Source organism: Veillonella sp. (assembly GCF_041333735.1).
Taxonomy (GTDB): Bacteria; Bacillota; Negativicutes; order Veillonellales; family Veillonellaceae; genus Veillonella.
In genome coordinates this window covers 817,592-835,963 of sequence record NZ_JBGKFB010000001.1, presented here as the reverse complement: position 1 = coordinate 835,963, position 18,372 = coordinate 817,592, and the positions used below count along the sequence as shown (strand labels likewise).

Here is an 18,372-nt window from a genome sequence, read left to right as displayed (position 1 = left end):
CCCCAAAACGCCAATACATCTCATGAATCGTTAGCGCAAAAAAGACTATTACCCAAAACCTACGAATATTTACCGTATTGGTTTGAAGTAATAGTCTTTATATGAGTTAAGGTCAAACTTACACTTAACTGTTGCTTAATCTTAAATTTTACTTAGTTTTAAATTTTACCTTGCTCTTTCATTTCAGCTAAAAGCTTTACTATGCGAGGGCCACAGCCTTTGCCACCGCAAGCACCTGTGCCGGCACGTGTTGCCTCTTTTACCTCAGGAAATGTATGAGCACCATTCAAAATGGCTTCCTTAATCGTTTTACGTGTAATGCTACGGCATGTACACACCTTTGTAAGCTTATCCAGAATCGCCTCTGGCACTTGGTTTTCTTCAAAATCCATATGTATTCCTCTTCTATTCACTTGAATATCTCTATACTAACTCATATACAGTATCAATATACTTATGGTATTACATACTACATTATATATAGTATTAAATACTTCATTATGCATAGTAATTACTACTTAGTGTTCAGTAATTAATACTGTTTTATCTACGATATACTAAAACACTAATACATCGAAAAATTACGATTTCTACATTCAGTATATCATATTATGAAAACTATATTGATAGTTTTTAATATAAATATATCGATACCAATTATTTTAAAGCAAGCCCTATCAAAATATAGTTACACGACTAGTAGCAATAATCATAATGCAGTTAAAATCTACTAACAAGAAAATCCAGCACTAAAAGAGATTAACATAAGGCACATATACTAGAAAAGAGATCAACATAAGACAGATATACTATGAAAAGCCTCTACCATATAGAAATTTCCTATACGGTAGAGGCTTTTTATATGTCTAGTATATCCATTAGCATATACAGTTACGGAAGCGGCTTTCACCAAATATATTTATAAAATTGTCCCAATGATGGCAAAGAAGATTTTGAAAATCGTTTGTTGCAATGGACGAATAATCATAGAAATAATTGGTGTATTGATAAGGATGATAAAGAAAATTAAATTGACCATCCCTAATTGATAGTATTTAATCTGCCATTCCACAGGCAGCCATGGCAATATGATATTAAACCCTGGCAATGGAGGAAACGGGATTAAACAAAACAGAGAGATACCAATGCTATACAGGATGATATATTGCAAAACCATATCAAGACCTTGAGTGGTAATAAGGTTTAGATTACCTAGTAATATGTATATAAAGGTAAATATAAAGCCTGCAATTAAGCCTGCCACAGGTCCAGAAAAGGCAAGCAACGTCATATCTCTGCGAGGATCTTTAAAGTAAGATGGGTTAATGGCCATCCCCTTTGGCCAACCAAAGCCAACAAGAATAATACAGAGAGTACCGATTAAATCAAGATGCGCAAAGGGAGACAGTGTAAGTCGTCCCGCCATGCGTGGTGTAGGGTCTCCAAGCCACGTTGCCACCTTAGCCTCTGCATAGCCGTAGATAGAGAAAATAATGATAATAGCCGGAACACTGGCTAATATCTGGATTGGATTAAAATCAAACATAGAACTCCTTGTCCATTATTGTTTAGCTTCCCATGCAGTAAAGCCTTCTTGAATGCAACGAAGAGCATTCAATGTACGAGGGTAGCCGATATACGGCACGCATTGGGAGGCGATGTTAATCAAATATTGTTTGCTGTTGCCTACGTTCAAGTTGCCTTCTACGTGAGCCTTCAGCTGAGGTTCACAGCCACCTTGAGCCGCTAAGAAACAGAAGGTAATCATTTCACGATGAGCCACACTTAAACCTTTACGAGTGTAGTAGTCGCCAAACATATTAGCAAGCCACTTATTGATGTGGCGTGTCTCTTCAGGACCTTCTTGGTAAGAATTACGGATAGACTCACCAAAGATTTCAACTTGCTTTTCAACGCCCTTTTCAAGGCGAGATTCACTAGTGATTGTACTGCGAGACGGATCCACAACAGTTTCCCCACGATAGTCAAAAATCTTATTTGTTACCTTAAAGAATGGGCGTACACGACCGATGCCAAGATAAGGTACCGCTTGATAAAGGAGCTCTATTACTTCATCGGGAATCAAGCCAAAGTTAAGTGCTGCCGGTAACATCAACGCATATTCATCAACAGCAGATACACCTACAAGCGTGGCAAGGATAGCCAAGAAACGATCCTTGGCAGGCACATTGCGACCCTCTTCGGTAATAACTTCATCAAAGGCGAAATTATCAAACAATACTTCAAACTCAGGGTCGATATAACCTGCAGGGGCTGCAATATCAGGGAACATTCGCTCCGTGTAGGCTTGAGCAAATTCAGATTTAGACATAGGAAACCTCCATAAACAACACTGGTGAAAGCTCAAAGGAGCTTTCACCAGCAATAGTTATGTAATTATTACGGCTTGCGCCATCAAATTATAAAGCTGGGAAAGAGAAATCAGTGCCGTATACTTCTTTCCAAGCAGCCAAGAACATATTGTATTCATTGGAACCAGGAGTGATTTGGTACACTTGACCATCTGGAGCAAAACGATATACAGTATGCAAACTTGGATGAACAATGTATTTGAACAATGTAGCTTCACCATATTGGTTGTTATGCATATTCACTACATTGATGCCGAATACATAGTTACGGCTACTATCGATACCACTGAATTGGGATGCTTTATCGAAGAAGTATGTTTCAGAACCATTTGCACTGTTTGGAACCTCTGGATAGTTAGCTAAACCATTCCAGTTTGCTGCATTAGCAACACCACCAACTAATAATGTACCGGCTAATACAAATGCGCCTAATAAATTTTTATTCATAATGCTCTCCTTTTGCCTTAACGGCATCTCACGACAGGTCATATTCTCACATGGCCTCAGCACAATACGTTATATGTATAGTATATCACATTTTATGAAAATATTAGATATATTAAATTACAGAATGTATGCATATGAGATCTTACTAGAGTACGCTACATTAGCGCTTATGGCTTTCTGCAGTTTTAGCATTTGCGTTATCGATTGCATCTAATAATTTGTTGAGCAACATACGCAATTGACGTGTTTCTTCCACGTCAAAGATGGGACCAGCAGATTCAGCCAAACGACGTGGTACATGAACAGCTTCGTCACGCAACGCTTTACCTGTATCAGTAAGGGTTACCATAACAACGCGTTCATCTTGACGACTACGTTTGCGCTTCAAGAATGCTTTTGCTTCTAATTTCTTTAAAAGTGGTGTTAATGTACCGGAATCAAGGCGCAATACTTGGCCTAATTCTTTTACGGACAAATCACCATATTGCCACAATGCCATCATTACGATGTACTGTGTATATGTCAAATTCAACGGATCTAAGTGACTGCGATATGCATTAACAATTTCCTTCGCCACTACATAAAGTGGGAAGCTCAATTGGTTTTCTAGTTTCATGTACTCTGCATCAGGTACATCTTCTTTATGTTTGTAACCTTCCAGTACGCCAATTTCTGCCATATTCTACCTCCATATGCACACAATAATCTACAAATTAATTGTACACAATTCTACGGCAAGCAGTCAACGTAAAAAACATACTTTGCACATAAATTTTCAAATTTGTCAATTATTTAATATATTTTTTCTTTTTTATTAAAGAAACTAGTGGCTCTATAGAATTTATGGGGCAAAATTATGACATATATCTACCAAGCTATTAAGAAAAATTTTTAATATCACCATAAAATATAAAACCTCCCAAGCATAGTTTAGGTTCAAGCGTAAGTTAGATTTATTACTTATATGATTCAAGTTTTTGACATATAGTATAATAAAGAAAATAGTCATTGTATTTCTTGTATTATATTCCCTATCTAACAGGAGGTTACTATGAACACATTAGAATGTATCAAAACTCGTCATAGTACGCGTAAATTTAAAGCAGATCAAGTATCTCGTGAGCTTATCGACCAAGTTCTGAACGCTGGTCGCCGTGCCCCATCTGGTGGCAATACACAATTAACACATTTCATGGTCATCACGAACCAAAACGTGCTCAACGAACTAGTAACACTTGTACAAGAGGAATACGGCAAAATGCCGATTACAGAAAATACATTGCCATACATGGTGAACATCATTAAAATGTCTGCGGAGGGCAAGTTTGTATTCAACTATAATGCACCAGTTCTCATCGTACTAGCGAGCCAAGCAAACTATGCGAATAACTTCGCTGATGTATCTTGTGCAATGCAAAACATGATGCTTGCTTGCAACGAATTAGACCTTGGTAGCTGCTGGGTTAACCAAATCCGTCACCTCCAAGACAACGAACGCATCCAAGCTAAAATGCGTGAACTAGGCCTAAAAGACGGTGAAAAAGTCTATGCTAGCCTTGCATTTGGCTATCCAGACTTACCAAATGGTCTCAACCGCCGTGAAATCGAAGCCAAAGGCTATCCTGTAACCTATATTGATTAATCAACACTAGACACCATCTATTTCATAATATGAGTAAAACAAAAGCGCTATCTATCCGAACACTCGTATCGAGTTTCGTTCGGAATAGATAGCGCTATTTTATTTAGAATATAGTATTAACCTTCAAACACGCGTTTGCGCGCTGCTTTTACAAGAATAGAATTGTCATCTTCTACGACGTGATTAGATTTATAAGCCCAACGTAAGAGTAGTGCAGAGTTAGCCACTACGAGAAGGCTACCACCGTTGTGAACGAGGGCGCCCCATACTGGAGACAATGTACCAATCATAGCTAAGATAATAGCTACGAAGTTCAAAAGCAAGGAGAAGGAAAGATTAATTTTAATAGTTGTCATCATGCGTTTAGACAATGCTACAAGGTGTGGAATTTCTTTCACATTATCGTTTACAAGAACGATATCCGCTGCTTCTACAGCAATGTCACTACCAACACCGCCCATGGCGATGCCTACATCAGATTTCTTAAGAGCTGGCGCATCATTTACACCATCCCCAACCATGGCAACGATGTTACCTTCTTGTTGCAATTTTGCTACAGTATTCATTTTATCTTCTGGCAAGCAATCAGCGATAACATTCGGTACGTTCAAACGTTTACCAATGGTTTTAGCTGTTGTACCATGGTCACCTGTTAAAAGAACAGGCATAACATGAAGATCGTTCAAAGACTCTACTACGGCGCGACTTTCACGGCGAACACGGTCAGCCAAAGCCACATACCCAGCCAAGACACCATCTACAGCCACGTACACAATAGACGCACCACGGTTCAAGTGGTCATGAACAGCTGCTTTCACAGAGTCCGCAATAGACACATTAGACAAGGTCATCATCGCTTCGTTACCAGCTAACACTGATTTAGTATCTACAGTCGCCGCTAAACCTTTACCAGGCACCATGCGGAAGGAGTCTACGGAATCGAAGCTTTCACCATGACGAGATGTAAAGCCATTCACAATCGCCTTGCCCAATGGATGCTCGGATTTAGTCTCTACAGACGCTACCAAACGATACAATTCATCATTAGACATAGTACCCACTGTTTCAACAGCAGTCACCTCAGGTGTACCATAGGTCAATGTACCTGTTTTATCAAAGGTCATTGTATCAACCTTTGCCAATCGTTCCATAATATTGCCGCGGCGCACGAGGAAACCGTGTTGGCTCGCATTAGAAATAGCCGCCATGATTGCTGCTGGCGTAGCCAATACAAGAGCGCAAGGACAGAATACAACGAGGATGGTTACGGCGCGGATGATTTCTCCTGTCACCACATAAGTACCAACTGCTGCTAAGAGTGCAATCACTACAATCCACGTAGCCCAACGGTCAGCGAGGCTAACGATTTTTGCATTACCTGGATCAGTAGATTTAACGAGCTTAATCATGCGTTGAATAGAGCTGTCTTCACCCTCTTTGGTTGCTGTCATATCAAAGGCACCGAATTGGTTCACCGTACCAGAGAATACTTCGTCGCCAATCGTTTTATCAACAGGCATGGACTCTCCAGTCATAACGGATTGGTCGATAGCTGTATCGCCAGTCAAAATCGTGCCGTCTACAGGGATTACTTCGCCTGGCAACACGCGGATTACATCGCCTACTGTTACGATGTCTGCAGGCAACACCTCTTCTTTGCCGTTACGAACAATACGCGCTGTGGTAGGCGTCAATTTAACGAGACGTTCAATGCCCGCTTGCGCTTTAGATACAGTGAACTCTTCGAGCATTGCACCGAGCTGCATGATGAAAGCAATCTCTGCAGCCGCAAATACTTCACCGATAGCTACAGCCGCGATGAGTGCCAAGGATACCAAGAGGTCAGCCTTTACGTCGAACTCTTCATACATAGCAACCGCTGCGCCCCACACGATAGGCAACCCACATAATAGGATGGTGAACCATGCCCAGTCAAATGGCAATCCCAATCGAACGCCTAATAAACTAAATACTACGCCGATACCACCGGCTACTAATGTGATCTTTTCGCGATTCAAATCGAGCCACTCTGCTGCTTTACTCCACCGTTCCATACTTACCTCCTGTGAAAGCTTATATATAATGATATGTACACATTTGTTATGGTCTATATACATGCGTCCATGTATATGACCTAAAATAAACAACATATATCTGCTTAGTGCTTATTCTCTGTAGTTTGTTGTTTATCATTTTAATATTAGCTCTTTGTATACCCATAGGGGTATGCCCTATTATTGTGTTATACCCCTATGGGTATACTTATGTCAACAACAAAATATGTACAAATATTCATATATAAGCAAAAACATAGATAAATACTGGATCCAATGGCATTATATAATTCATGCATTGTCTTATTACACAAATGCATGAGCGATTATTCATATATAGGTACCTCTCTATATTTATAAATAGAAGATATTTTAATGACCGATAATCTATGCGCTAAGCCCATAATGGTGTACCAAAATAACTATTTATCATAATTAAAAATAAAATATAGTCGACTTTTAGTCATACATGGTATGATTACAATGACATTTTGTAGAAAGGATGTGTGATGATGTCGATTTTCTCTCCAGCTCCTCATATTGAACGATTACCAGAGGGGCAAATCGATTCCACCTACAAACGTCTTCGCAAAGAAGTCTTTGCAGGTACTTTTATTGGTTATGCTACATTCTATTTGATCCGCCAAAACTTTAGTTTGGCTGTTCCGTACATGATTGCTGAGTACGGCTACACTAAAGCGGACCTTGGTATTGTCATGACCCTCTTATCCGTAGCGTACGGTGTAAGTAAATTTGTCATGGGTAATGCGTCTGACCGCTCTAACCCAAAATACTTCTCCACAGTAGGTCTATTGCTCAGTGCTTTAGTTATGTTATTATTCGGCACCTTACCTGGTGTTTTAAGCAGTATTCCTATCATGTGCGTGCTCGCCTTCTTAAATGGTTGGTTCCAAGGTATGGGTTATCCTCCATATGCGAAGAATATGGTAACTTGGTTCTCCCGTTCTGAACGCGGTGCTTGGTGGTCCTGGTGGAACGTATCCCACAACCTTGGTGGCGGTATCATCGCACCTCTTGCTACGTTAGGTATCTATCTATTTGGTACATGGCATAGTATTTTCTTCTTCCCTGCTCTTATTTCTATCGTGTTAGCTGTTGTTACATTCTTCTTGTTGAAAGATACACCTCAATCCTGTGGCTTGCCACCTATTGAGGAATACAAACATGAACCTGTGGCAACTGAAGTAAGCGATGAAAATAAAACTACTTTCAAAGAAATTTTCTACAAATATATTTTGCATAACAAATACTTATGGTACCTTGCAATTGCGAATATCTCCGTATACTTCATCCGTTACGGTGTAGTAAGCTGGGCTCCTACTTATTTGACAGCTGTGAAAGGCTTTACAAAAGAAGGTTCCCGTTGGGCTTACTTCTTATACGAATGGGCTGGTATTCCAGGCATGCTCGTAAGCGGTTACTTGAGTGACCGTGTATTCCGCGGCCGCCGTGCTCCAGCTACGATTTGCTTCATGCTATTCGTTATCTTGGCAATCCTTGTTTACTGGTTCAACCCAGCAGGCAATATCCTTATCGATAACTTAGCACTTATCGCTATCGGCTTCCTCATCTACGGTCCTGTTATGATGATTGGCCTTCAAGCAGCAGACATGGTACCACGTGTAGCAACAGGTGGCGCTACTGGTCTTACAGGCCTTCTTGGTTACCTCATCGGTTCCGCTGGCGCTGGTGCCTTCATGGGTCTCATGGTTGACCTTTATGGTTGGGATGGTGGCTTCGTAGCCCTCGTAGGTGCATGTATCCTCGCTATCGTATTCCTACTTCTCACACTTGGTGACAAATCCCAAGCAAAAGAACAGTAATCTACAACAAACTGTTGTAAGAACGTAAAAAATCCCCTAGTAACACATCGTTACTAGGGGATTTTATTATGTCTTAATATATACTGCACTAGACTGTATTCTATATACGATATTAGCTCTTATGCTACGCACAAAGAACTATTGAGAACTTTCAAATTATACACGAGACCAAGTCGCGCCAAACCGTGCAATGCAACAGCCGTAACAGGATCGATGAAACCAAGTACACCAGCACCGATGATGGCAATGTGGAATACAATGGACACGATTAGTAGACCTAAATGAGCCTGCTTTGCTCCTTTTGAAAGCTCCGATACAGGAGATGCGTCATCCACAAGAGAGCCCATCATGATCACCACTAAGATAAGCTCCAAGGAACATGGGCATAGTACCAATAACAAGGTTACAGTATGTATGAAGTCCTGTGTTAATGCAAAGGAACCCATTGATAATAGCAATACGGCCACAACAATGACAGATGAATAATTGTTAATACCCTGACGCATAGCAACGAGCTGAGATGGCATGGTAGGAAGCATGTCATCATCTAAGGTATAATGTGGCTCACCTGTGATAAGCTGTTCCAAGAAGAAACCAGCCTGTACAATGAGCCCCACATAAGCTGCCGTATGATAATCGCCAATGGAAATGAGCGCTACCATGGCCACAACAATAAGAAAATTAGCGTGGATTTCTAAATGCTTCAAAATACTTTGAACACTATTGATAAGCAGTGGCAAACCACAAACGATAACCGTCACCCAAGCCAAGTCAATCACAGGATTGAATGACTCTGTGATAGCATCTAATAGAATAAATAAAACACCTAGTGCCAAAATAGCACCTTGCGTAAATAACGACACCTGCGCCGATAAAGACTGTAAAAATTTCATATAGACCTCTCTATACACTAGAACCGGCCTTACTTACTCCGGAAATAAAACAAAAAACAACACAATATTAATTCAGAACTCTCTATACCTAAATTAATTTAAAACCCTATGAACCTAAAGTATTTTATAAACCTATGTACCCATAGGGGTATATCTATGGTGTAACTATTATACATAACATACAAGAAATATACAAATCAAATTTTTCGATGAGTAATAAATGACTTATCCTTAATAGGCCTTAGTTGAAGATACTAATTTCATATAAACAGAAAAGACTCTATCTCTAAAAATGACTTAGCTCGCTATGGAGGCTTTTAGAGATAGAGTCTTTGACCCAAGGTTATGAAATTAGAGCTTCAACGCCTCAATCCATTCTGCTTCTTTAAAGCCAACGAGAACTTTGTCTTTTAGAACCAAGATAGGACGTTTTACTAACATGCCATTAGATGCTAATAAAGCTACTTTTTCTTCTTCGCTAAGATTTGGCAATTTATCCTTTAATTGTTGTTCACGGTAGATCATACCAGACGTATTAAAGAATGCTTTCAAATCTTTGCCAGATTGTGGGTACCAAGCAGCGATTTCCTCAGCTGTAGGATTTTCGGCTTTGATATCACGAGCCGTGTACTTAACTTTATGATCATCTAAGAATTTCTTTGCTTTTTTGCATGTTGTGCATTTAGGGTATTCAACGAATAGCATAGGTTCTCCTTATATCAATATTCAATATTATAACAACTTACTTATATGATAAGTGTACCAAATATATCGAAAATTATCAATCAGCAGTAGATTGAGTTGTAATACATATAATATTTTTTAAATCAGCTTGTAGGCCTTCAGTATCCTCTGCTTCAAGCAAATCTAAATCCATCTGCAATCTTAAGAAAAAACCTTTAGACATACCAAAATATTTACATAACCGTAAATCTGTATCTGCCGTAATTTTTCGTTTATCTTGAAGAATTTCTTGTATTCGTGATACAGGAACCATAATATCCTTTGCAACACGATACGCACTTAACCCCAATGGTTGCATAAATTCTTCACGTAAAACCTCACTCATTTTAGGTACAGGAATTAATTCCTTCATACTTTTATCTCCTTAATGATAATCTACAATTTCCACATCATATAAATTAAAATCTTCATCTATACAAAAACATATTCTATATTGCTTATTAATACGAATACTACATTGCCCAAATCGATCACCCTGTAAAAACTCAAAATGATTACCAGGTGGAACCATAAAATCATCTATAGTCCGACAAGCATGTAAGATTCGTAATTTCAATAATGCTATTTTTTGAATATGAGTCGGTAAACGTCGCGAATATCCACGATAAAAAATACGTTCTGTTTCCTTATCCTTAAATCCTATAATCATAGAATCTCTCCTTTGATTATACCTGTTAAACAGGTATAATTCAATAATATATACCTGGATAACAGGCATATTGGAAATTAAAATTATTTTGCTAGCGATTTCGGTGAAAGATTTCTAGATAATACTAAAAGAATCCTACTTTTGTAGTGACTCTATTGGTCACCTATTTCGGAACGTAAGGATCTACATCTATTAACTTAATTGAGTTGAGGAATACCATCAGTTATTTTATGACAAAATAATTTCAAAAATAAAAAGACCTATATCCTCTACCATCTCATGTACAAGGTACATATTAAAGATGTAGAGAATATAGGTCTCTTATAATTTTGAGAGTATTGAACTCTTATAAATCAATAAGTCTTAATCTCTCTATTGATAGTGCTATTTGTAATACTATTTATAACACTATTTGTAATACTATTTACAACAAGAATGTTAAGCCCATAGCCACGAAGATGGCTGGCAACAGGTTTGCAATGCGGATTTTACCAGGCCAGATGAGGTCAATACCGACGCATAAGATCAGAATAGACCCCACATAAGACAGGTTATCGATGGCACTCGGTGTCATCAACGGTGCTGCGATGTGTGCCATAGCTGTAATAATCCATTGTGTAATTCCTACTGGAATAAAGGAGAACAACGCGCCCTTCCCCATAGAGGACACCATAACCATAACAATGATGCCGTCGAGGATACCTTTCAACAAAAGCGTTTGGTAATTACCAGTTAAGCCGTCTTGAATAGAACCTAGTACACCCATGGCGCCCACTGTAAACGTAAGGGATGCCGTAATAAAAGCGTGGGTAAACTGCGGATCACCAGTATTACCAGTTTTGGCTTTCACCCAATCACCAAACACAGTAATCCAACGGTTAAGGTCGATAAGCTCGCCAATTATGGCGCCTGCCACCATGCTAATGATCATCAGCATAGGCCCCGTTGTTTGAAGCGTGCCGTTCACGATGACTAGCATATACTGCATGGCACCGCTCATCCCGAGGAGGAGAACAATAATGCCGCTCACCATCATGAGCGTCTGTTTTAAATTTTCTTTCATAAACCGACCAAATGCGAGGCCACACAAGCTACCGGCTATGATGAGGCCAATGTTAATGGCCGTGCCCAAACCAATCATATATTTCCCTTTCTTAATTGTGAAAGTAATACTTTAATTTACCATCAGTATATCAACTATATCGAAATAAATCAATTTATCATGGTATACAACTGAATCATACAGTTATAGAATCAATAGTCTCTAATCATAAAGGTACTTAACAGTTCACTATGCAGCAAAAAGCCCCTATCCAGTAAAGGATAGGGGCTTCATGTTGTGTTTATAGCTTTGAGAGAGAAGTATATGAGAGACCCGCTTTGGAGAGAGAGAATATATGTGTTTGTATATAAAGCGGGCCGACATATGATGGAACGCTATCTTTCCATCGACTATAGTGTACACCTTAAAGTGCGGTTTAACACAAGTTCAATTTTGTAAAACCAATTATGTATAAAAACTATTGTTAACTAACGATTATACAAATACGTTACAACATATAGGTAAAAGAACGCCAATAATTAGAAAAAGGCAAAAATAATGAGCTAACTATCAAACATTCAGATTATATTAATACTCAACATTTAGAACTATATTAATCCTCAGTGTCTGCAGGCAATTGAACAATATCTGCGGTCTTATTAATCTCGTCAAAACAAGGACAGTCCTTACCGTGATCGTTGATGAGGCCACTAGCTTGTAGATGGGAATAGATGGTCACAGGGCCTACAAATTTAAACCCTCGCTTCTTTAAATCCTTACTAATCCGCGTGGATAGACCATTCTTTGCAGGAACATGCCCATCGGGATGGCTTTCATAAATAATGGTTTTATTACCTGTGAAAGCCCAGATATACTTGCAAAACGAACCAAATTCATCTTGAATACGTTTAAAAGCAGAAGCATTATTGATGATAGCCTCAATTTTTGGCCGAGACTTGAGCATGCCCTCAGTCCGCATAATCCGTTCGATGTCGCTTTCACCATAAGCAGCAACCACATCAATATCAAAGTGATTAAAACAACCTCGAATGATGTCTCGTTTATTCAAAATCGTGAGCCAACTGAGACCACATTGGAGGCTTTCAAGACAGAGATGTTCAAACTGCAATCGATCGTCATGAATAGGACGGCCCCACTCATGATCGTGATACGCCTGATACAAGGGCGTCGTCGGCCATTCACAAGTAGCCACTACACACCTCCATGGGCCCAGACGAGGACATCATACATGAGCGCTACCACGAGGCCCATCACGAGATGACCGCCCACATAAAACGGCACAAGATAATAGATAAATAGCAATAGTGAATGTAATGTCCTGCGGAGCCATACAATCGGTGTAGACGTACCGCCGCCCACCTTGCCATCAAGCCAATTATGGACGATGTAAATAGGTGTCCCTAATCGAACAATCCAGTCGGGCATACGCTTTCTAGGATTGAGTCCTGGGCAATACAAAATCACCAAGGGCAACGCCACCGCATCAAGGATGAGCAGCACCGTTAAGGTCAAAGAGAATAAATCTATCTCGCCTTCCCACGTCAATGGATGAGCTATAAAGCGGAGCGCCCACAAATAGGCTTTATATACGATATACGGTTCTAATAGCCATAATAAGGGCTTCACTACACTCATGGGACTACCTACGCCAAACACAAAATAAGAAAACTACGCATTCGCGTAGTTATTTCTGATACTATTATTATATCAGATTTTGCACTTTTTGTGGGGTTAAAATTCATAAAATTTTATCAAAATATACAATTTATAGTAGTTCTCAACGAAAGAACCCACTATATAAGCTATTCCTCACTGTCGGCTCATATATACTGATTTTTCATCAATTTTATGACTTATTTTGATAAATTACAAAAAAATATAGTGTAAATTACACCATAAAACCTTGTGTAAATTACAGCATAAAACCTTACTCAAACAACTAAGAATTTGTAATCAATATCATGCGGCATTTTATACTCATACCCTATGTTATTATAAATACAGGTAGTAAATACCGTCTCACTTTCTTTTGAAAACAATAGCAAATAAGGCAGTCCCTTGGGACTGCCTTATTTGTATATTACATAAATTGTCTATTTCTCTATCGCCTCAACTACTTCGCCGATGTACATATAATGTGGTTCCCATCGATCTTTACCAACTTGGGTATACATAGACGGATTTGCTGCATAATATTCCTTTACGTTATCCGCTAAGTGAGCTTCATCAAATTGATGTTCATACAGTTTTTTACATACAAATGTTAAATCTGCTTCTTTGAAAGTTACCCCATCGCCTGCTGCAACTGGTGTTAAACCAGAGTTAGCCACCTTATCTTCATCGCGGCCCGAATGAGAACCTAAATAACCAAGAGCTTTGCGTTGGCTTTCAGGGAAGAAACTAACTGTAAAGGTATCGTATTTAGCCATAAACTCTTGAGTGTAACGAGCCGGATGGATATACACCGTCACCGTGGACATGTCACCACCATTAGGCCCCCATACATTGCCCATACTGCCCCAACTAACCGTACAAGTATTAAAGTCATCAGGCGTACCAGCCGTAACAAGAGCCCAACGATTCTCAAACATAGAAAACGCTTTATAGTCTTTTGTTTCAAATGCTTTCATAATGACCTCCGGTTTATCTTATTTTCCCAACCTCGTCTAACTACCCTAACCCCATTATATAATGCATTAATATACGATATAATAATCATTATATTATATAAATATACGAATAAACTAATAAAAGCTCGGCTGTTTATAGACATACAATAGCTCAGCTTTTTTCTCTTTTGCTTCATAGATTTAGGATCTACTAAATTGAAATTATATTAATCTTAAATGCTACAGCTACAAAATATCTTCAAAATTACATTACTTTCAAACACTTGTGTAAGTGGGCCGCCTCATTTTTATAAATTACAGAATTACACTACTCTCAAACTAATCGGCGCAATTAACTTCATTAAGACTAGTTTTAGAGGTTTACAGAATTACACTACTCTCAAACTAATCGGCGCAATTAACTTCATTAAGACTAGTTTTAGAGGTTTACAGAATTACACTACTCTCAAACCCAGATATGGATACGTTGTACTTTACAACAGTTTTAGAGGTTTACAGAATTACACTACTCTCAAACCACTCAATACCAACAACTAACATGGAATGTGTTTTAGAGGTTTACAGAATTACACTACTCTCAAACTAGTCCAATCACCACTATAGTTAGTGGTTAGTTTTAGAGGTTTACAGAATTACACTACTCTCAAACACGGCAGCAGCGTTTATAACACAAAAGAGAGTTTTAGAGGTTTACAGAATTACACTACTCTCAAACAGACCTTATGGTGCGGTAGCTAGACGGCAAGTTTTAGAGGTTTACAGAATTACACTACTCTCAAACCATCATGGTTGCGATTTCTTCACGAGTTAAGTTTTAGAGGTTTACAGAATTACACTACTCTCAAACTAGATATCTGTATTGATTTTATTGCCTAATGTTTTAGAGGTTTACAGAATTACACTACTCTCAAACAGTTTAGTCAACTTAGACTCTGTCAATCCAGTTTTAGAGGTTTACAGAATTACACTACTCTCAAACAAAGAAGGGCGTCTTCAATCTAGTCGATTAGTTTTAGAGGTTTACAGAATTACACTACTCTCAAACGGCACCGGAGATGGACGAAACTACAGACGTGGTTTTAGAGGTTTACAGAATTACACTACTCTCAAACAAACACACACCATATAATCTCTGTTTCCTTGTTTTAGAGGTTTACAGAATTACACTACTCTCAAACATGCTGTCATTATTATGACTTTCAAAATGTGTTTTAGAGGTTTACAGAATTACACTACTCTCAAACATGTAACACCGATGTAACGCAAGTGAAACAGTTTTAGAGGTTTACAGAATTACACTACTCTCAAACTCAATGAATTTACTATCATCTTTTCGCAAAGTTTTAGAGGTTTACAGAATTACACTACTCTCAAACCATAAGTGTGTTTACCTGTTCAGGGGTCAAGTTTTAGAGGTTTACAGAATTACACTACTCTCAAACATATCAGATTGTACATGCTTTAGATCTTCCGTTTTAGAGGTTTACAGAATTACACTACTCTCAAACCGCTACGAAATCAGCAATTTTTTAAGAACAGTTTTAGAGGTTTACAGAATTACACTACTCTCAAACTGGTGGTGATAAGTACTGGTGTTTTTATTCGTTTTAGAGGTTTACAGAATTACACTACTCTCAAACTGTACCAAAGGCAATGCCGTTTGGAGCGGAGTTTTAGAGGTTTACAGAATTACACTACTCTCAAACGCAAAAAGCTATGATTGCAGCATTATTTGGGTTTTAGAGGTTTACAGAATTACACTACTCTCAAACATTGGCATCGGTTAAGGATACACCAAATTGGTTTTAGAGGTTTACAGAATTACACTACTCTCAAACTGTTTCTTATGCTCAATTTAGCAAGCAATTGTTTTAGAGGTTTACAGAATTACACTACTCTCAAACGAACTCGAGGCGCTTGTAAATCGATTAGTCGTTTTAGAGGTTTACAGAATTACACTACTCTCAAACCCTAATTTTAACGATAACTATGCTGACCAAGTTTTAGAGGTTTACAGAATTACACTACTCTCAAACGTCTATCTGAGCTTGTTGGGATTCAGATTCGTTTTAGAGGTTTACAGAATTACACTACTCTCAAACCCCAAAATTAAATTTGAGGCTCAAGAGTAACTTGGGCTACCACCAGGTGTAATTCTGCATACTCTTTAAATAACACAGAAATCATTATCTAAAATATACCCATTTATAAAGCTTTTATCAAGTTTTTCTTTGTTTAGAGATCCTGTTGTTAAGCAAACTAACCGTAATTGCCTACTCAGCATATTTTGATAGAATGCATTAATTTCGTCATCATTTAAAACTAGGTCTAAATTTACCACAATATACACCATAGGGGATAGTAATGTATCTACCACTTCTATATAAGACATTAGATCCATAATATCTCCTTTACGATTAAACTCAAAATTAAAACTTCCTAATTTAATAAGTTCAGCAGTCCCGATTTCAAGTTTATGTTGAATCGATAATGGATACCCAAATTCTAAAGAGTAGTAAAAAGTATGTAGTCGATTAACAATATCGGCGACCTCTTCAGTCATCAACAAAGCTTCTTTAGATAATTGATTTTGTAATTTAGTTAATAGAGTTTTACTATTTACATCCACATATAACGGATTAAGTATTATATGGCTATATTTATCTATACTGAAAGCTTTATCATTGTCATTTAAGATCCATGGCCCTTCTCCACCATCGCACTGTACATCAAGTTCCGTAACCATGCGACGAAACACTTTCCGGTCTTCAAAGGATATCACCGTTACCTTATCATGAGATATCTCAAAGTCCAATATAGAGTCTTGATACATTAACTTCATATCATAAGCACCCTCTCTGTGGAATCTATAACTTCACTTTGCTTATTTCCAACTACAATTTCCATTCTAGAAAACTGCTTTTCTGTAACAGTTAACATAAATAAGCTACCACTCGATGGCTTATTTTTACGTACATGTTCCATGATAAGATTAGCGCTTGTCGTATTAAGAACGAGCTTTGAATATACAGACTCTTGTAACATAAGAAAGCCAGATACAATTAAATACTTTCTAAAATTCCTATATTCTTTTCGATTTTCCGAAGTTAACGTCGGCAAATCAAACATCACTAATATTCTCATAAATCTATAGCTCATATTCTATAAACCTAATTTGATTAGCATCTTGAGTACGCAATGCATCAAATACACTTTTACAATAAATCCGAATTGCAGCACTAAAGGTTTGAATGGTATCATTTATCTTTACATCTTCAGATAAAAGTTCTATAAGTGAAAGCTTTACATTGCGGTCAAATTCTGTAGGTCTTAACTTGTTAACTACCGCATCAACAAATCCACGCAATGGCTCCATTAAATCAGAGCCTAAATTATACGGATTAAATTGATTACAGTGATTTAACCCTAACTGAGTAATATATCCTAGGGATAAAATCTCTCGATTTACTGCTGAAAGTAAGATAGCATATCCATAATTAAGGGCTGCATTAATAGGATTATCTTGTTCCCTAGAAAATGATTTCCCAAACAAAGCATTGAAATATACCTTTGCAGCATGTCCTTCACGTTGAGTTTCATCGTTTAAAGTCAACTCATCTAGATATTGATATAACAACTCTGCCTCAGCTAACTCTTGATGCTGCAATAAGCTGGCTTGATTCATAATTTTATGCCGTACAATTTCAGTCCAAATATAAGCTTGCAAATCTTTCGACCAATCAGCCTGCTCCCGACAACGTTTGCTACTATTATGACTACCGTATAATGGAAGGACCTCACTAGCAGGATTCCGTTTCTCATCACAGAAAACAATAGCTACCTTCTTTTTAATCAATTCATTTAGGAGTACGGCGGTGAGACTCACCGCCGTAGATTCAATAATCAACATATAGATTTCATCAATATATATTTTAGTCGTCTCAAAGTCCTTACGAATAATCATATAATTCATTTTAAAGTCTAGTTTAGAACGACTACCTATGACCACTGTACGCCAACTCATAATAGCTCCT

Annotated in this window: 19 protein-coding genes and 1 CRISPR repeat array; of the genes, 2 read left to right on the top strand and 17 right to left on the bottom strand. The window is 38.1% G+C overall.

Annotated elements, in window-relative coordinates:
* Positions 1 to 158 precede the first annotated feature (158 nt).
* The 5 genes from ACDF53_RS03710 to ACDF53_RS03690 form a co-directional block, all read right to left on the bottom strand.
* Positions 159 to 392, bottom strand: a complete 234-nt coding sequence (locus ACDF53_RS03710) for a (2Fe-2S)-binding protein (protein ID WP_024047871.1) — start codon at positions 390 to 392, stop codon at positions 159 to 161.
* Positions 393 to 919: 527 nt separating this feature from the next.
* Positions 920 to 1,546: a site-2 protease family protein gene (locus ACDF53_RS03705; RefSeq protein WP_295213395.1), complete on the bottom strand. Its 627-nt coding sequence runs from the start codon at positions 1,544 to 1,546 to the stop codon at positions 920 to 922.
* A gap of 15 nt (positions 1,547 to 1,561) precedes the next feature.
* Positions 1,562 to 2,332, bottom strand: coding sequence for a carboxymuconolactone decarboxylase family protein (locus ACDF53_RS03700; protein WP_370815530.1), 771 nt, complete (start codon positions 2,330 to 2,332; stop codon positions 1,562 to 1,564).
* An 88-nt stretch (positions 2,333 to 2,420) separates the two neighbouring features.
* Positions 2,421 to 2,819, bottom strand: coding sequence for a hypothetical protein (locus ACDF53_RS03695; RefSeq protein WP_370815529.1), 399 nt, complete (start codon positions 2,817 to 2,819; stop codon positions 2,421 to 2,423).
* 160 nt (positions 2,820 to 2,979) lie between these two features.
* Positions 2,980 to 3,498 carry a MarR family winged helix-turn-helix transcriptional regulator gene (locus ACDF53_RS03690; protein WP_370815528.1) on the bottom strand — a complete coding sequence of 173 codons (519 nt, stop codon included), beginning with the start codon at positions 3,496 to 3,498 and terminating at the stop codon, positions 2,980 to 2,982.
* A 372-nt stretch (positions 3,499 to 3,870) separates the two neighbouring features.
* On the opposite strand from ACDF53_RS03690, the gene ACDF53_RS03685 reads away from it, so the two are divergent.
* Positions 3,871 to 4,461 carry a nitroreductase gene (locus ACDF53_RS03685; RefSeq protein WP_370815527.1) on the top strand — a complete coding sequence of 197 codons (591 nt, stop codon included), beginning with the start codon at positions 3,871 to 3,873 and terminating at the stop codon, positions 4,459 to 4,461.
* 116 nt (positions 4,462 to 4,577) lie between these two features.
* Here the strand turns inward: ACDF53_RS03685 and ACDF53_RS03680 are convergent, their stop codons facing one another.
* Positions 4,578 to 6,515 carry a heavy metal translocating P-type ATPase gene (locus ACDF53_RS03680; RefSeq protein WP_370815525.1) on the bottom strand — a complete coding sequence of 646 codons (1,938 nt, stop codon included), beginning with the start codon at positions 6,513 to 6,515 and terminating at the stop codon, positions 4,578 to 4,580.
* Between the two features lie 512 nt (positions 6,516 to 7,027).
* Between ACDF53_RS03680 and pgtP the strand changes: the two genes are divergently transcribed.
* Positions 7,028 to 8,359, top strand: a complete 1,332-nt coding sequence (gene pgtP / locus ACDF53_RS03675; RefSeq protein WP_370816191.1) for a phosphoglycerate transporter protein PgtP — start codon at positions 7,028 to 7,030, stop codon at positions 8,357 to 8,359.
* A 119-nt stretch (positions 8,360 to 8,478) separates the two neighbouring features.
* On the opposite strand, the gene ACDF53_RS03670 is transcribed toward pgtP, so the two are convergent.
* The 11 genes from ACDF53_RS03670 to cas1 form a co-directional block, all read right to left on the bottom strand.
* A complete protein-coding gene (locus tag ACDF53_RS03670; RefSeq protein ID WP_370815524.1) occupies positions 8,479 to 9,252 on the bottom strand; it encodes a hypothetical protein in 774 nt (257 codons plus the stop codon).
* A gap of 351 nt (positions 9,253 to 9,603) precedes the next feature.
* The gene (locus tag ACDF53_RS03665; protein WP_009352301.1) at positions 9,604 to 9,957 is read right to left on the bottom strand and encodes a Spx/MgsR family RNA polymerase-binding regulatory protein; all 354 of its coding nucleotides are present in this window, start codon (positions 9,955 to 9,957) and stop codon (positions 9,604 to 9,606) included.
* Positions 9,958 to 10,033: 76 nt separating this feature from the next.
* Positions 10,034 to 10,348: a HigA family addiction module antitoxin gene (locus ACDF53_RS03660; protein ID WP_156719533.1), complete on the bottom strand. Its 315-nt coding sequence runs from the start codon at positions 10,346 to 10,348 to the stop codon at positions 10,034 to 10,036.
* A 12-nt stretch (positions 10,349 to 10,360) separates the two neighbouring features.
* The gene (locus ACDF53_RS03655; protein ID WP_370815523.1) at positions 10,361 to 10,645 is read right to left on the bottom strand and encodes a type II toxin-antitoxin system RelE/ParE family toxin; all 285 of its coding nucleotides are present in this window, start codon (positions 10,643 to 10,645) and stop codon (positions 10,361 to 10,363) included.
* Between the two features lie 424 nt (positions 10,646 to 11,069).
* Positions 11,070 to 11,786, bottom strand: a complete 717-nt coding sequence (locus ACDF53_RS03650) for a DUF554 domain-containing protein (protein ID WP_370815522.1) — start codon at positions 11,784 to 11,786, stop codon at positions 11,070 to 11,072.
* 514 nt (positions 11,787 to 12,300) lie between these two features.
* Positions 12,301 to 12,900 (bottom strand): DNA-3-methyladenine glycosylase I, encoded by a 600-nt coding sequence (locus tag ACDF53_RS03645; RefSeq protein WP_370815521.1) that lies wholly within the window; start codon positions 12,898 to 12,900, stop codon positions 12,301 to 12,303.
* The gene (locus tag ACDF53_RS03640; protein ID WP_370815520.1) at positions 12,900 to 13,343 is read right to left on the bottom strand and encodes a hypothetical protein; all 444 of its coding nucleotides are present in this window, start codon (positions 13,341 to 13,343) and stop codon (positions 12,900 to 12,902) included. Before ACDF53_RS03640 ends, ACDF53_RS03645 begins: the two co-directional genes overlap by 1 nt.
* A gap of 458 nt (positions 13,344 to 13,801) precedes the next feature.
* A complete protein-coding gene (locus ACDF53_RS03635; protein ID WP_370815519.1) occupies positions 13,802 to 14,338 on the bottom strand; it encodes a flavin reductase family protein in 537 nt (178 codons plus the stop codon).
* A 283-nt stretch (positions 14,339 to 14,621) separates the two neighbouring features.
* Positions 14,622 to 16,440: direct repeats of the CRISPR family, unit length 36 nt; unit sequence GTTTTAGAGGTTTACAGAATTACACTACTCTCAAAC.
* A 65-nt stretch (positions 16,441 to 16,505) separates the two neighbouring features.
* Positions 16,506 to 17,180 (bottom strand): type II-A CRISPR-associated protein Csn2, encoded by a 675-nt coding sequence (csn2, locus tag ACDF53_RS03630; protein WP_370815518.1) that lies wholly within the window; start codon positions 17,178 to 17,180, stop codon positions 16,506 to 16,508.
* The gene (cas2, locus tag ACDF53_RS03625; protein ID WP_370815517.1) at positions 17,177 to 17,482 is read right to left on the bottom strand and encodes a CRISPR-associated endonuclease Cas2; all 306 of its coding nucleotides are present in this window, start codon (positions 17,480 to 17,482) and stop codon (positions 17,177 to 17,179) included. Before cas2 ends, csn2 begins: the two co-directional genes overlap by 4 nt.
* Before the next feature lie 4 nt (positions 17,483 to 17,486).
* Entirely contained in the window at positions 17,487 to 18,362 is an 876-nt protein-coding gene (gene cas1 / locus ACDF53_RS03620; RefSeq protein ID WP_370815516.1) for a type II CRISPR-associated endonuclease Cas1, read from the bottom strand.
* Positions 18,363 to 18,372: the final 10 nt, after the last annotated feature.

Excerpts from the sequence above, each read along its gene's own strand:
- ACDF53_RS03705 (WP_295213395.1), bottom strand. The coding sequence starts at position 1,546 with ATGTTTGATTTTAATCCAATCCAGATATTAGCCAGTGTTCCGGCTATT.
- cas1 (WP_370815516.1), bottom strand. The coding sequence starts at position 18,362 with ATGAGTTGGCGTACAGTGGTCATAGGTAGTCGTTCTAAACTAGACTTT.
- ACDF53_RS03665 (WP_009352301.1), bottom strand. The coding sequence starts at position 9,957 with ATGCTATTCGTTGAATACCCTAAATGCACAACATGCAAAAAAGCAAAG.
- ACDF53_RS03685 (WP_370815527.1), top strand. The coding sequence starts at position 3,871 with ATGAACACATTAGAATGTATCAAAACTCGTCATAGTACGCGTAAATTT.
- ACDF53_RS03690 (WP_370815528.1), bottom strand. The coding sequence starts at position 3,498 with ATGGCAGAAATTGGCGTACTGGAAGGTTACAAACATAAAGAAGATGTA.
- ACDF53_RS03660 (WP_156719533.1), bottom strand. The coding sequence starts at position 10,348 with ATGAAGGAATTAATTCCTGTACCTAAAATGAGTGAGGTTTTACGTGAA.
- ACDF53_RS03655 (WP_370815523.1), bottom strand. The coding sequence starts at position 10,645 with ATGATTATAGGATTTAAGGATAAGGAAACAGAACGTATTTTTTATCGT.
- ACDF53_RS03670 (WP_370815524.1), bottom strand. The coding sequence starts at position 9,252 with ATGAAATTTTTACAGTCTTTATCGGCGCAGGTGTCGTTATTTACGCAA.
- ACDF53_RS03650 (WP_370815522.1), bottom strand. The coding sequence starts at position 11,786 with ATGATTGGTTTGGGCACGGCCATTAACATTGGCCTCATCATAGCCGGT.
- ACDF53_RS03640 (WP_370815520.1), bottom strand. The coding sequence starts at position 13,343 with ATGAGTGTAGTGAAGCCCTTATTATGGCTATTAGAACCGTATATCGTA.
- ACDF53_RS03680 (WP_370815525.1), bottom strand. The coding sequence starts at position 6,515 with ATGGAACGGTGGAGTAAAGCAGCAGAGTGGCTCGATTTGAATCGCGAA.
- ACDF53_RS03695 (WP_370815529.1), bottom strand. The coding sequence starts at position 2,819 with ATGAATAAAAATTTATTAGGCGCATTTGTATTAGCCGGTACATTATTA.
- ACDF53_RS03635 (WP_370815519.1), bottom strand. The coding sequence starts at position 14,338 with ATGAAAGCATTTGAAACAAAAGACTATAAAGCGTTTTCTATGTTTGAG.
- pgtP (WP_370816191.1), top strand. The coding sequence starts at position 7,028 with ATGTCGATTTTCTCTCCAGCTCCTCATATTGAACGATTACCAGAGGGG.
- ACDF53_RS03700 (WP_370815530.1), bottom strand. The coding sequence starts at position 2,332 with ATGTCTAAATCTGAATTTGCTCAAGCCTACACGGAGCGAATGTTCCCT.
- csn2 (WP_370815518.1), bottom strand. The coding sequence starts at position 17,180 with ATGAAGTTAATGTATCAAGACTCTATATTGGACTTTGAGATATCTCAT.
- ACDF53_RS03710 (WP_024047871.1), bottom strand. The coding sequence starts at position 392 with ATGGATTTTGAAGAAAACCAAGTGCCAGAGGCGATTCTGGATAAGCTT.
- cas2 (WP_370815517.1), bottom strand. The coding sequence starts at position 17,482 with ATGAGAATATTAGTGATGTTTGATTTGCCGACGTTAACTTCGGAAAAT.